Here is a 13,500-nt window from a genome sequence, read left to right as displayed (position 1 = left end):
AATGCTTTTTTGTTATAATCTTGATAATTTATTAATAAAAACTGCTGTATTCTTAATTTAATTGTAGCATCAATAATTTGGCGAGAAAGTTTTGAGAAATAATGCAATAAGAGAAACTTTTGGTAACTTTAATAAGAATTATTTTATCTTAATTTTTGATTATGCCAGCAGGTTATTCAGGTACGCCACTTGCCAAAAAGCTAGGAATTAAAGAAGGGTATTCATTGTTATTGCATAATGCCCCAGACCATTATTTTGATCTGTTTGCAGATATGCCGGAAGGCATTAAAGAAATTAAGAATTTTAAAAAAGGAGAGATCGATTTTATACATGTTTTTTATACTACGATAGATGAACTAGAGAGTAGTGTAACAGATTATATTCCTGCACTCAAAAAAAACGGTATGCTTTGGGTGAGTTGGCCCAAAGGGGCTTCAAAAATATCTACAGACCTCAAAAGAGACCCTATTAGAAATTATATTCTAAGTTTAGGACTGGTTGATGTAAAAGTAGCTGCGATTGATGAAGATTGGAGCGGTTTAAAGTTTGTCTATCGTTTAAAAGATAGAAAATAGTTTATGCTACTACTATCAGGCAACCTTTTTACATCATCTGAATCTTTATAGTAAAGATAATTAGTCATGAAAAAAATTAGTATTTATCTCTTACTGACCCTTGTTTTGATTTCTTGTAATTCTGATGATGATGCTGGAAATGATAATGTAATTGGGAAATGGAAATTGATAGGGCAATTGGTAGACCCTGGTGACGGAAGTGGTGTTTTTCAGCCGGTTTTTAGCAATTTAACCTTACATTTCCTGCAAACTGGAAATGTTACAGCCACAAATGGCTCTTTTTGTTCTATTTATACTCAACCTGAAGGGTCAAGATCTGGAACATTTTCTTTAGACACTAATACTATCGAAACAGAATGCACAAATGGAAAGATTACTATTTCTTTCGAAATTAAGGATGGGAATTTAATATTGTATTTTCCCTGTATAGAAGGATGCGCCCAAAAGTACTCCAGAACGTTTTAATTTTGTTTACTACATCAGTGTACTTTATAATATTTTTATAATCTTAGTATGGTCTGATTACATAGAATTATGTATACTTTTAGGATATGAAATATACTGTCTTAGAAGAAACATACGTGTATGAAGGGTATTTGCGTATAAAAAAGGGCACGATCTCACATGACCGTTTTGACGATAATAGCCCTGTGATTTATGATCGTGAGATTTTGGACAAGAGTGGTTTTGCAACAGTACTGCTTTACGAAGAAAACACAGAGCAAATTATATTAATCAAACAATTTCGATATCCTACAATAGAGTTAGATGGTGGGTGGATACTTGAGATTCCTGCTGGAGGAATAGAAAATGGAGAAGACCCAAAAGAATGTGCTATTCGTGAAGTCTATGAAGAAACAGGATATGTTGTGGAACATCTTGAGCTAATCAATAGTTCATATACCTCTCCCGGGATTTCTAATGAACGTATGTATTTATATTTTGCAGAGGTTCATGAAGAACAAAAGAAAGGAAAAGGAGGAGGGAACCTTTTAGAAGACGAGGACATAGAAATCTATAAATTACATATATCAGAAATCAGAAAGGAACTTCAATCTGGAATCATTAAAGATGCCAAGACTATAATAGCTCTACAGTGGTTTTTGTTATGCAAACTATAACAAACAAAGTTCTATTTTAAATTAGTTAAAATAAAATCCAGTTTTTTATTGGTATTAAGATTTTGCGCAAAAGAATCCGTCATATGTTTGCTGCGGTGTGATAAACCTAAATCTTGAAGACGTAAAATACTCTCTTTATTTTCTAGGGTTACCTTGCCTGTGAGTAAAGCATTCATATCTTCTCCAGAGTGGTAATAACTATATACTTTTTTAAGCCCGGTTAAATAAAGGTAATCCTTTGTAAACCCACCACCTCTATGTACTCGCAAGGTAATTTGCCAAGCTGTTTCACGATCTAATTTATATTGGCTGTACAACAAGTCGAAGGTACCTTTAAAGTCATATCCTTTTATTAAACTATCGGCAGCTATAACCCGATATGCTAATTCTTTCATTCTTTTCAGAGTAAGAGAACCAGACATATACTCGCTAAAAACAGCTAACCCTTCCTGAGTTTCTGTGTTGTTAACAAAACCATTTGAGAATATTTTTAAAGGTTGACTTTTGCCGTTAAAGGTGGTAACCATATGTACTCCAATCTCATGATTAGCCAATACCTTTAATTCATTATCGCTGAAATTGTAATTCTTTTTCAGAACAAGTGTTTCGGAGGCATTAAGAACCATCGCTGATGCAGAAATATGTGTAGATTTTTTTATGTTAAAATCGAAAGCATATCTTTTTGCAAATTCTCTAAAATAGGCTTCAGCTTCTATAGCCGAGTATTTTTTAATACCGTTATCAGGAATTTGTTCATCATCAAAATGAAGTATAAAACGTGCATTTTCAACATCTCGTTCTTTTGGAGTTCCAAATACCTTTAAAGAATTGTAATAAAAGTTTTTACCAGATCCAATTGTTTCAATACATTGTATTAAACCAGAATATTCGTAAATAATATCCTGGTATAATTTTCTAATTTGATCATCCTCAATGCGCTCTAATCTTTGGTTAAAGAACAGCCTTTGCATTTTATAAGGATTGAATTTAATTTTTCGATATTTAAATTTTGGGTTTTTTCTATATTTTGAAGCAAAAAATACTTTTTTCTCTTGTTCTATATTTAAAGGATTAAGAAAATTGAGAAGTTCTATATTTTTAACCAATCTGTCCAGATTTTGATCTATTTCAAAAAGGTCACTATATGTGGCAACTACATCTTCACTCATTGTACTAATTCGGTTTCTTAACGTTTCCAATACCGCAAACTAACATCAAAAAACCCAAATTAACAAATAGAAGTATCTAAGCTATAAAATGATTATAAAAGGATTTGGCGTGCTTTGGGATTTTAATTAGAAGGTTTTTCTCTATAGCACTTACAACTTCTGGAAAAAGCACATAGTTTTCTTCATCACAATATATCTTAGAAAATTCGGTAGCTAAAACGAGTGTGTTAGAAAAGTTTGTTGTAATATATTTTAAAAAATAACCATTCCCTTGAAAGGTATCATTAATACCTGCAGTTGTATTAATCCCGTTTGGTAACTCAATTTCTAATAATGATTGATACCAGGAATTAACACAATGTCGATATTTAGAATTATCAATATTTTTAGTACCTAAATTAATTACTGGTACTTCACGATCCCAACGTTTCCAATTGTAAGAATGCATGTCATAAACAATTGCAGCACCATGCTTAGATTCTAATTTTGCAAGTAAAGCATGCACAACTTTGTAGAAATTTTGGTGTTTTTGTAAAGAACGATTCTTTAGATCAGTAGATAGAGGTTTTTGCCATAGTTGTTTTCCCCAAGCATCTTCATATATAGCATTTTCGGGAGCACGGTTTAAATCGTATTCGAACCTAGAATCACATCCTGCAATAACTATTGGATGATCTTGAATCATTTGTCGGGTTGCAGGATCTTCTTCATACCATCTTTCATACTCAGAGTGTAAGCAATTGTCCCATAACTCTTTTCTAAACTGATGCCCATCATGCACAGCGGCACAGACATAATAGGTATAAGAATCAATTTTTAACGTAAATGAATAATCTTCGGCTACCGCAAAAAAGGTTTTTTCTGCGTTTATGGCAGCGATAATTTCTTCTATAGATAGCTTAAGCATTATCTACCGTTTTTCTCAATTCTGCTTTTCTGTCAAACCTGTTTACACGTTGTACCACTTTATCTTCTATAAAATCAATCACTTTTTCTTGCAATCTAACTTTATATTTTTTGTTGATATATGTTATTCCTCCTGGACTCATAACATTAACTTCTACCAACATTCCATTAATAACATCAATACCTACAAAGTATAACCCGTCCTTTACAAGTTTAGGTCCTATTTTTCGGCATAGTTCTTTTTCTTGTTTGGTAAGAGAGTGTTTAACTACTGAACCACCTGCAGTAACATTTGATCTATGATCATCTTCTCCAGGAATTCTTCTCATAGCACCAATCGGTTTACCATTGAGGATAAGTATACGCACATCTCCTTGGTCTGCACCTTCTATATAGTCCTGAAGAATCACATAATTGGTAGAGCCATCTTTATTGTCGATATAAAAATCTAACAATGAACGAATACTTGTCATCGCACGTTTTTCGATTAAAATAACTCCAGAACCACCAAAACCATTTAATGGTTTTAGAATCATTTTGTCATTTGGTGCTTCCTTGATCATTTTTATGAGATACTCTTTGTTTTTAGTAACATGAGTTCTGGGTATAAAATGTGTTTCCAGATCATCAAAAGCAGCTGTATACAATTTATTGTTTGATCTTCGTATACCATCAATATCATTCATGATAAAGACATCATCTTTTACTGAGTCCAGAAAATTAAGCATAATCATGTCCAAGGGAGGATTACTTCGTAAAATAAGAACATCGAATCCTGCCAATGGTAGCATCTCATCTCTAAATGTAGTTTTGGTATAAAAAGACTTCATTGAAGAAGAGATTTTTTCTGACCTGTTTATGACCTTACAAAATGAATATGTTACACTATCTCTAATGGTTAGATTAGAAGGAGTGGCCAATGCCACACCATGCCCACGTTTCGCACATTCATGAATTAGAGTAAGAGAAGTATCATTTTCTGGTTCTATCTCTTCCCACGGATACATTAAAAAACAAACATTCATTCTCAATGATTTTAGAAAGTAAAAATGTACGTTTTTTATATGAAAATCAAGAAAAAACTTATGATAAAGTTTGTACTTTGAAAAGCAAGGAGTTAAAGGCAGTTTTCATCAATAGTAACTTGCTTCAGTTTTTTCCATACCGGATGCTTAGGTAGTTGAGGAGATACATCAAATCGAACAATGTGTTTCTTAGTCTTTTCACAATAGCTTTTTGCGATAATCATATTAAGACTTAATGGAGTGTTAGTTGTAAATGCATCGAAGGTAATGACCTTTCCTATATATAAGGAATCATTTACTTTTTCAAAAAAGGCCTTAGAATCTGGTATTTGATCTGGTGTTTCAGAGACTTCTTTCATTAATCCATCAAAATAGACTTGCATTTCATGTTCTAATTTTTTCGAGGAGAGATTAGGGTTATCATTTATTTCCCATAATAATACGTAAGAAAAATAATCTTCTGCATCTTTTGTTCCCCATCCTGGCGCAAATTGTATATATTCCGCTCCAGAATATTTTAATGAATTTGCAAATTCCAGAGGGAAATTAAGAATTTCTCCTCTCCAGCTTTCAGGTGCTGACAGCTTGTTTTTATTGGTGTTTTCTGAATTACACTGAATAAATATGAATAAAATTAAAAAAAAAGGTATGGTTTTTGCCGAATTCATTTTTGAAGTATTATTTTAGTAATAAAAGTACTAAATTGTATTATATTATAATTTTCCTAAATTTGTGTTAAAGTAAAATGGAATACAAAACCTACAAAATGAATTATTATAGAACATTTTTACTATTATTCTTTTTCATAGTTCAAATAGCCCCAGCTCAAGATGAACAGGAAAGAAGAGAGGCAGAGATTATTAATGTCCAAAGGACAATCGTTGCCAAATTGACAGGACATGAACCTATAAAAGGTAAGAAAGTATTGACTAGCCGCGCTAGTAAGTCAGAGCGAAAGTTGGCGGCAGATTATTTGTTGACTTCCCTGAATGAAGCCGGTCTTGAAGGGGAAAAGCATACCTATAATGTAGCCGACAAAAAAGGTAATCAGTATAACGGTGTTAATGTTTATGCAGAAATCCCAGCTACTAATGGTAGTGATGAATGGGTGATTATCTGCGCACATTATGATACTGTTGATAAAAGCCCTGGTGCTGTGCATAATGCTACAGGGGTAGCTATTGCCTTTTACGTAGCCAAGAAACTAGGTGAACTAGAAGAGAGAAATAAAAATTTCATGGTAGTCTTTTTCGATCATTGGAAAAGTAATATGATCGGAATGAGAAGATTTATTACCACCAAGCTGCAAAAAGACAGCTACAATGTACACTCTATGCATAGATCAGATTACATGGGGTGGGATAATGACGAAGATAGAGCTATTGAGTTATTAGCGTCTAGTTTAAGTCTAGAATCTTTGTATCGTTTGGAATCACCAGTGCCTATTTATAAGAGAACAGTGGCTACTCCAGAGAGTCGATTCTTTTCTAATTTTGGTTACGAAACAGTAACACTTACTGCCGAACTTAAGAATGCAGATAATTCACCATTCGTTCGTCAAAGTGAAGATAAGTATACCACAGTTAACTTTAAGTATTTGGCGTCAACCACTGAAATTACTTATAGTGTGATGAAGGCTTTAGCGAAAGAATAAGATATATACAATATCAATATAGCTAAAGGAGTTCTTATTTTAATAAGAACTCCTTTAATTTTTCGTAACTATTAATAGGGATACTTTGTTTCTCTTTATGCAATATCTCTTGTATTTGTGCTGGAATTTCAACTTTTACGGCAAGCGTTTCCTCCACTGTATCAAGAAATTTTACGGGATGAGCGGTTTCAAGAAATATTCCGTAATCAGAATCTTGTAATTCAATTTCTTTCAATCCTAGGTATCCCACTGCTCCATGCGGATCTGCAATATAGCCAGCATCAGAATATACTTTTTTCATAGCTTGCTTAGTTTGATTATCATCAAAACTAAATGCAGAGAAAGCATTTTTTAAACCATCGAAATCATTGTTAAACAATTTTTGTATTCGAATAAAGTTACTCGGATTCCCCACATCCATCGCGTTAGATATGGTAGCTTTAGACGGTTTGGGTTCATAATTTGATGTTTTTAGGTAGCGTACCACAGTATCATTAACATTGGTAGAAGCTACAAAATGCTTTACCGGAAGTCCTAGTTTTTGAGCGACTACACCAGCACAGATATTTCCAAAATTACCACTTGGAACAGAAAAGATAATATCTTTCTTTTTATACTTTACTTGTTTATAAGCAAATATGAAGTATAGTAATTGAGGCAACCAACGAGCCACATTAATAGAGTTGGCAGAAGTAAGTTGTTTGTGATCTGTAATAGCATTATCTAGAAAAGCTGTTTTTACCATATCTTGGCAATCATCAAATACACCATCTACTTCTAGTGCGGTAATGTTTTGACCAAGTGTTGTTAATTGCTTTTCCTGAATATCACTTACCTTTCCTTTTGGGTATAGAATTACCACATCAACTCCCTTAACGCCTAAAAAACCATTGGCAACAGCTCCGCCAGTATCTCCAGAAGTGGCTACCAAAACTGTTACTTGATGTTCATTATTTCTATTGAAATACCCCAGGCAGCGAGCCATGAATCTGGCTCCTACATCTTTAAAAGCCATGGTTGGTCCATGAAATAGCTCTAATGTACCAATATTATTTTCGACGTCTACAACCGGGAAATCAAAGTTCAATACATCTTTTAATATATCTCTTAATTCTACCTCCGGAACTTCATCTCCAACAAATTGTTTAATTGCTTGATATGCAATTTCAACATTATCGATATCTTCTATTGTATCAAAAAATGAAGGGGGCAAAGGAGTTATTTTTTCAGGAAAATATAGTCCTCTGTCAGGTGCTAAACCTTTAATAACTGCTTCAGAAAAAGATACGTTAGGTGCATTATGGTTTAAACTGTAATATTGCATTTTTTACATATTCAAGGTTATACTACTGCCGAAAACTCTATTTCTACCAGAATTTCAGGATTAATAAGTTTTGATACTTCTACCATGGTGGCAACAGGTCTAATTTCACTAAAGAACTCTCCGTGTGCCTTACCAATTTTTTCCCATTTCGAAATATCTGTACAGTACATTCTTGTACGAACTACATTACTAAGATCAGCTCCGAGTTCTTGTAGTGCTTTTTCTGCTATTTTAATAATGTTTATCGTTTGTTCATATTCATCTGCTCCCGGAGCCGTGGTGCCAGATACTTCTATAATATCTCCTATTTTAATTGCTCTTGAGTATCCTACAATTTCTTCCCAGGGTGCACCAGAAGAAACTTTTTTAATATCTTTCATTTCTTAACTTTCAATTAGTTTGATTCCTTTTTTATTAATTTTCGATACATGAATATCAAAATCTAACCCTGTTTTTTGGTAGACCTCTTTAATACTTTCTGCAACGTTATTGGCAGTTTCGATTCCTTTGCTGAGAGCAAAAATAGATGGTCCTGAGCCAGATATTCCACAACCGAGTGCTCCTTTTTGAATAGCAGCTTCTTTTACATTATTAAATTCAGGTATTAGAATAGATCGTAAGGGTTCTATAATGACATCTTCAAGACTTCTACCAATAAGTTGATAATCTTCGGTAAACAATCCTGCAACTAGACCACCTACATTTCCCCATTGCTGAATAGCTTTTTTCAAATCCACATTTTGTTTAATAACCGAACGGGCATCAGCTGTTTTTACCTCTATTTGAGGGTGAATTACTGTCATTACCAAATCTTCTGGTGCATGTAGTTTGATTACATCAAGAGGAGTATAACTTCTTACCAATGTAAATCCACCTAAAAGGGCAGGGGCTACATTATCGGCATGAGCATTTCCACTTGCAAGTTTTTCTCCTTCCATGGCAAAGGCTACTAATTCCTGAGGAGTAAAAGGGGAGTTTAGTAAATGATTCACAGCCCATACAGCTCCAGCGCTACTGGCAGCACTACTTCCTATACCGCTACCGGCTTTAATTTTTTTATAGATTTCAATGTTGATACCTATATCTTTTTTGTACTCCTTTAAAAGCGCTTCTACGGCAACACCAGCAACATTTTTATGAGTTTCTAACGGTAAATCGGCACCATCAATTTTGGTAATCCTTACCCCAGGCTCAGAAGAAAGGGATACAATCATCTCGTCTCCAACATTATCTAAGCAACATCCTAATACATCAAATCCGCAGGATAGATTTGCGACAGTGGCAGGAGCAAATATTTTAACATGTTTATTCATTCTCCTTATTTTTTACCAATTCTTATGATGTCCGCAAAAATTCCAGAAGCCGTAACGTCTGCTCCAGCGCCAGCCCCTTTCACAATAAGAGGTTGTTTAGGATATCGATCTGTATAAAAAAGAACAATATTATCACTACCTTCAAGATTATAGAAAGGATGATCTGCTGGAATCAGTTGTAGTCCGACTTTTGCTTGTTCGTTTTCATATTGTGCAACATATTTTAATCGACAATCTTTAGCCATTGCATTGTCCAAAATTTGTTTAAAATGCTCTTCATTATCCTTTAAAGAACTAAAGAAATCATCAACGTTTGTGGTAGCTAAACTTTTTTTAGGCAAGAAAGCATCATTTTCTATATTACTTAGCTCCATTATCTTTCCACTTTCTCTTGCAAGAATTAGAATTTTACGGGCAACATCGACACCACTAAGATCAATTTTAGGATCTGGTTCTGTATACCCTTGTTCTTGTGCTTGTTTTACAATATCGTGAAAAGTGGTTCCCTCTTTATAGTTATTAAAGACAAAATTCAAACTACCTGATAATACAGCTTGTATTTTGTGAATGTTGTCTCCAGAGGCAATAAGATTGTTAAGTGTATCTATAATAGGTAGACCTGCCCCTACATTGGTTTCGTATAAAAATGAAGCATTATATTTTCGGGATAAGTCCTGAAGTTCTTCATAATTAGAATATTCATCAGCACAGGCTATTTTGTTGCAGGTTACTACAGCCATACTCTCCCGAAGATAGTATTTGTAGATTTTAGCAATATCAGGATTTGCAGTATTATCTACAAAGATAGAGTTACGAAGATTCATATTTTTCGCTATTTCGAAAAACTCAGTTGCATTAGCCTGTTGTCCTTGTGACAAAGTATTCTGCCAATTGTCTAAGTCAATGCCAGATTCATCAAAAACCATTGTTCGGGAGTTCGATAATCCAACTACTCTTATTTTTAATCGTAATTTATCTTTTAAATATTTCTTTTGTTGATCAAGCTGTTCTATTAATTTTCCTCCTACATTTCCAACACCAGTAATGAATAAGTTTAACTGCTTGGTTTTTACTTCAAAAAACCTTTCATGTAGAGTGTTAAGTGCTTTTTTGATATCTTTTTTTGCAATAACCACAGAAATGTTTTTTTCTGAGGCACCTTGTGCTATTGCTCTAATATTTACGTTGTTCTTACCCAAAGTGCTAAACATTTTACCACTCAATCCCTGATGTTGATACATATTATCACCAACCAATGCAACGATAGCAACGTCGTTTTCTATTTTTACTGGTTCTAGTTTATATTTTGAAATTTCAAATTCAAAAGTTTGATTAAGTACTGTTTTTGCCTTTTCGGCCTCTGTAGCTTCAATAGCCAAGCAGATAGAGTGTTCTGAAGAAGCTTGTGTAATCAGAATTACGTTAATATTTGCTAGATAAAGAGATTCGAATAATCGTTTTGAAAACCCTGGAATACCTACCATACCACTACCTTCGAGAGATATAATTGATAGGCTCTCTATATGGCTAATACCGGTAACTGCATTTTGTCGATTTGTTACTTCTCGAGTAATTAAAGTTCCTTTATCATTAGGACCAAAAGTATTTTTTATGATAATCGGAATATTTTGATCCAGTACTGGGTGAATTGTTGGGGGGTAAATTACTTTGGCGCCAAAATGCGACAATTCCATAGCCTCCTGATATGATATATGAGGCACCGGCTTAGATTGCTTTACTAATTTGGGATTTGCAGTAAACATTCCACTAACATCGGTCCAGATCTGAAGCTCATCAGCCTTTACTGCAGCTGCTAAGATAGCCGCTGTAAAGTCGGAACCTCCTCTACCTAATGTTGTAGGGTCTCCATTTTGAGTTCGAGCCACAAAACCTGGAAAAAGACTTATACGATGTGTATTACTTTCAGCGAACTCTTTTATTCGCGAATTCGTTGCTTTATAATCTACTGAAGCCTTCGAATTCACATGTTTTATGATGATTTCTCGAGAATCTTTTAATACAAGATCAAGTCCTTTTACCTTCGCGGCTTCACTTATGATATAAGAAGAAAGCATTTCTCCATAACTGCTAATAAGAGCTGCGGTTTTTTCAGATAATTCACTTAATAAGTAAACTCCTTCGAACAGAGATTCTAAGTCATTAAGTTCTGATTTTACTTTGCTTATTACAGCACTTTGAGAAACTACAGGAATGAGTTTTTTTACGACATCTAAGTGCCTGTCCTCAATTTCCGAAAGTAATTGTTTATAATTTTTATTGTTTGTTGCAGCTTCCCGTCCAGCTTGAAGTAACAAGTCAGTTACACCTCCAAAAGCAGAAACGACAACGTATAAAGGTTTTTGTTTAGATTGATTGTTTATGATGTCCAATACATTTTCTATAGTTGATGCATTTGCGACAGAAGAACCTCCAAATTTTAGAACGTTCATAATATTTTTTTTAATGATTGAAATGAAATGTAATAGTTGGTTTTCGGTAGTTCAGTATTAATTTCGGTATATGAACTACGTACTATTCTGGTGGTAATATGCATTGAACTAACCCCTAAGGGTAATAATAGTACCTGTAATAAAGGTACGCTCGGAAACAAACATTGTTCCGAAAATTGTAAATAAAGCCGATATGTAAATGGTAGAAAACATTAGTTTGCTTTATATTGTCACTTCAAATGTATAATTTTTTACTTTTAGAGAAAATAAAATTAAATCGATTCTTAAACTTTTGATAATTCAATAATCAAGATGTAGTTTCGTTACTAAATTCTTAAAAAATATCAACTTTTATATATGAAAATATTCTCAGCGCAACAAATGCGATTGGCAGATCAGGTTACTATGCAATCTGAAAATATTAATTCCTTGCAATTAATGGAAAGGGCAGCATCTCAAATTTTTAACCTATTACATAATCGATTACAGGGAGCGCCAATTCCTATTCATGTGTTTTGCGGACTAGGAAATAATGGGGGAGACGGATTGGTAATTTCCCGATTGTTGCTAGAACATGGGTATCATGTGAGAACATATATAGTAAACTTCAGTGAAAATAGATCTAAAGAGTTCTTGGTGAATTATGATCGATTAAAAGAAATAGCTAAAGAATGGCCTATTCAACTTAAATCTGAAGAAGATTTTCCAGAAATTCAATATCAGGATATGGTGATAGATGCAATTTTTGGTATTGGATTAAATAGACCGATCACACCATGGGTGATCTCTTTGATAAAACATATAAATAATGCGAGAAGCTTTACACTTTCTGTAGATATTCCTTCCGGATTATACGATTATAAGGCTCCAGATGATCCTGAAGGTGTCGTGTTTGCAGATGTTACAGTTACGTTTCAGTTACCCAAGTTGATTTTCTTTTTACCACAAACAGGAGGATATAGCAAAGATGTAGAAGTGATAGATATTGGAATTAATAGAGCGTTTCTACAACAAACACCTGGTATAGCTGATTTAATTGGGAAAAATGAAGTAGGGCCTTTATATCGTCCCAGACCTAAATATAGCCATAAGGGAACTTTTGGACATAGTGCAATTATTGGTGGTAGTTATGGAAAAATAGGTAGTGTTGTTCTTGCCACCAAAGCCGCGTTACGTACAGGAGCTGGTTTGATTACTACCTACGTGCCGGAATGTGGGTATGAAATTGTACAAACTACAGTTCCAGAGGCTATGGTAATTTCAGATGACGATGACGAATTAGCTGAAATAGAACTAAATTTTGAACCTGCTGCAGTAGGGATTGGAATGGGACTAGGTACCAGTGAAAAAACAAGTAAAGCCTTTGGAGCATTTTTAAAAGAAAATAAAGCACCATTGGTAGTTGATGCTGATGGTATTAATATATTGTCTAAACACCCAGAGTTTCTGGAGACTATTCCTGAGCAAACTATTCTGACACCACACCCCAAAGAACTGGAAAGGCTCCTTGGGAAATGGGAAGATGATTTTGATAAAATTAAAAAAGCTAAAGAATTCTCAAAAAAACATAATACGATTATCCTTATTAAGGGTGCTAATTCTATAATCGTATATCAGGATTATTTATATGTAAATAACTCTGGAAATCCTGGAATGGCTACTGCAGGTAGTGGAGATGTTCTCACAGGAATTATTACCGGATTGTTATCGCAGGGCTATGATCCTATTGGAGCTACCATTTTTGGAACATATTTACATGGTAGTGCGGGAGATATAGCTTCACAACAAACAGGTTTTGAAGCCGTAATAGCAAGTGATATCGTTGTTAACATAGGTCAAGCATATTTGGAGCTTTTTAGAAAGCCAGAAGTAAATCAGCCACAGCAGGGAGCACAATAAGATAGTATATTTTACTTCTTAGAGCACAATTTTGTGATCTTTTTTAAGTTATTTTTTGTAACGA

General features: G+C 34.0%; 13 protein-coding genes. 5 read left to right on the top strand and 8 right to left on the bottom strand.

Annotation, left to right across the window (positions count from 1 at the left end; translation table 11 throughout):
• Window positions 1–161 precede the first annotated feature (161 nt).
• The 3 genes from M0D21_RS01805 to M0D21_RS01795 all read left to right on the top strand — a co-directional run bounded on the left by M0D21_RS01805 (window position 162) and on the right by M0D21_RS01795 (window position 1,696).
• Window positions 162–575, top strand: a complete 414-nt coding sequence (locus M0D21_RS01805) for a DUF3052 domain-containing protein (RefSeq protein WP_248325945.1) — start codon at window positions 162–164, stop codon at window positions 573–575.
• 66 nt (window positions 576–641) lie between these two features.
• The gene (locus tag M0D21_RS01800) at window positions 642–1,040 is read left to right on the top strand and encodes a hypothetical protein (protein WP_248325944.1); all 399 of its coding nucleotides are present in this window, start codon (window positions 642–644) and stop codon (window positions 1,038–1,040) included.
• Between the two features lie 86 nt (window positions 1,041–1,126).
• A complete protein-coding gene (locus M0D21_RS01795; protein ID WP_248325941.1) occupies window positions 1,127–1,696 on the top strand; it encodes an NUDIX domain-containing protein in 570 nt (189 codons plus the stop codon).
• An 11-nt stretch (window positions 1,697–1,707) separates the two neighbouring features.
• Here the strand turns inward: M0D21_RS01795 and M0D21_RS01790 are convergent, their stop codons facing one another.
• The 4 genes from M0D21_RS01790 to M0D21_RS01775 all read right to left on the bottom strand — a co-directional run bounded on the left by M0D21_RS01790 (window position 1,708) and on the right by M0D21_RS01775 (window position 5,464).
• On the bottom strand, window positions 1,708–2,865 hold the full coding sequence (locus M0D21_RS01790) for a flavohemoglobin expression-modulating QEGLA motif protein (protein WP_248325939.1): 1,158 nt from the start codon (window positions 2,863–2,865) through the stop codon (window positions 1,708–1,710).
• 76 nt (window positions 2,866–2,941) lie between these two features.
• Window positions 2,942–3,772, bottom strand: coding sequence for an N-formylglutamate amidohydrolase (locus M0D21_RS01785; protein ID WP_248325938.1), 831 nt, complete (start codon window positions 3,770–3,772; stop codon window positions 2,942–2,944).
• A complete protein-coding gene (gene gshB / locus M0D21_RS01780; RefSeq protein ID WP_248325937.1) occupies window positions 3,765–4,796 on the bottom strand; it encodes a glutathione synthase in 1,032 nt (343 codons plus the stop codon). Before gshB ends, M0D21_RS01785 begins: the two co-directional genes overlap by 8 nt.
• A gap of 92 nt (window positions 4,797–4,888) precedes the next feature.
• Complete coding sequence (locus M0D21_RS01775) at window positions 4,889–5,464, bottom strand: hypothetical protein (RefSeq protein ID WP_248325935.1); 576 nt, start codon at window positions 5,462–5,464, stop codon at window positions 4,889–4,891.
• Between the two features lie 98 nt (window positions 5,465–5,562).
• Here M0D21_RS01775 and M0D21_RS01770 point away from each other — a divergent pair, with 98 nt between their 5' ends.
• Entirely contained in the window at window positions 5,563–6,450 is an 888-nt protein-coding gene (locus tag M0D21_RS01770; protein ID WP_248325934.1) for a M28 family metallopeptidase, read from the top strand.
• A gap of 34 nt (window positions 6,451–6,484) precedes the next feature.
• Here the strand turns inward: M0D21_RS01770 and thrC are convergent, their stop codons facing one another.
• The 4 genes from thrC to thrA are packed head-to-tail and all read right to left on the bottom strand — an operon-like array spanning window position 6,485 to window position 11,537.
• The gene (gene thrC, locus M0D21_RS01765) at window positions 6,485–7,774 is read right to left on the bottom strand and encodes a threonine synthase (protein ID WP_248325933.1); all 1,290 of its coding nucleotides are present in this window, start codon (window positions 7,772–7,774) and stop codon (window positions 6,485–6,487) included.
• Window positions 7,775–7,791: 17 nt separating this feature from the next.
• A complete protein-coding gene (locus M0D21_RS01760) occupies window positions 7,792–8,154 on the bottom strand; it encodes a RidA family protein (protein ID WP_248325932.1) in 363 nt (120 codons plus the stop codon).
• Between the two features lie 3 nt (window positions 8,155–8,157).
• The gene (locus M0D21_RS01755) at window positions 8,158–9,087 is read right to left on the bottom strand and encodes a homoserine kinase (RefSeq protein ID WP_248325930.1); all 930 of its coding nucleotides are present in this window, start codon (window positions 9,085–9,087) and stop codon (window positions 8,158–8,160) included.
• 5 nt (window positions 9,088–9,092) lie between these two features.
• A complete protein-coding gene (thrA, locus tag M0D21_RS01750) occupies window positions 9,093–11,537 on the bottom strand; it encodes a bifunctional aspartate kinase/homoserine dehydrogenase I (RefSeq protein WP_248325928.1) in 2,445 nt (814 codons plus the stop codon).
• Between the two features lie 357 nt (window positions 11,538–11,894).
• Between thrA and M0D21_RS01745 the strand changes: the two genes are divergently transcribed.
• The gene (locus M0D21_RS01745; protein ID WP_248325926.1) at window positions 11,895–13,436 is read left to right on the top strand and encodes an NAD(P)H-hydrate dehydratase; all 1,542 of its coding nucleotides are present in this window, start codon (window positions 11,895–11,897) and stop codon (window positions 13,434–13,436) included.
• Window positions 13,437–13,500 lie beyond the last annotated feature (64 nt).

Source organism: Aquimarina acroporae (genome assembly GCF_023195925.1).
Taxonomy (GTDB): domain Bacteria; phylum Bacteroidota; class Bacteroidia; order Flavobacteriales; family Flavobacteriaceae; genus Aquimarina; species Aquimarina acroporae.
This window is presented reverse-complemented; position numbering and strand designations above follow the sequence as displayed.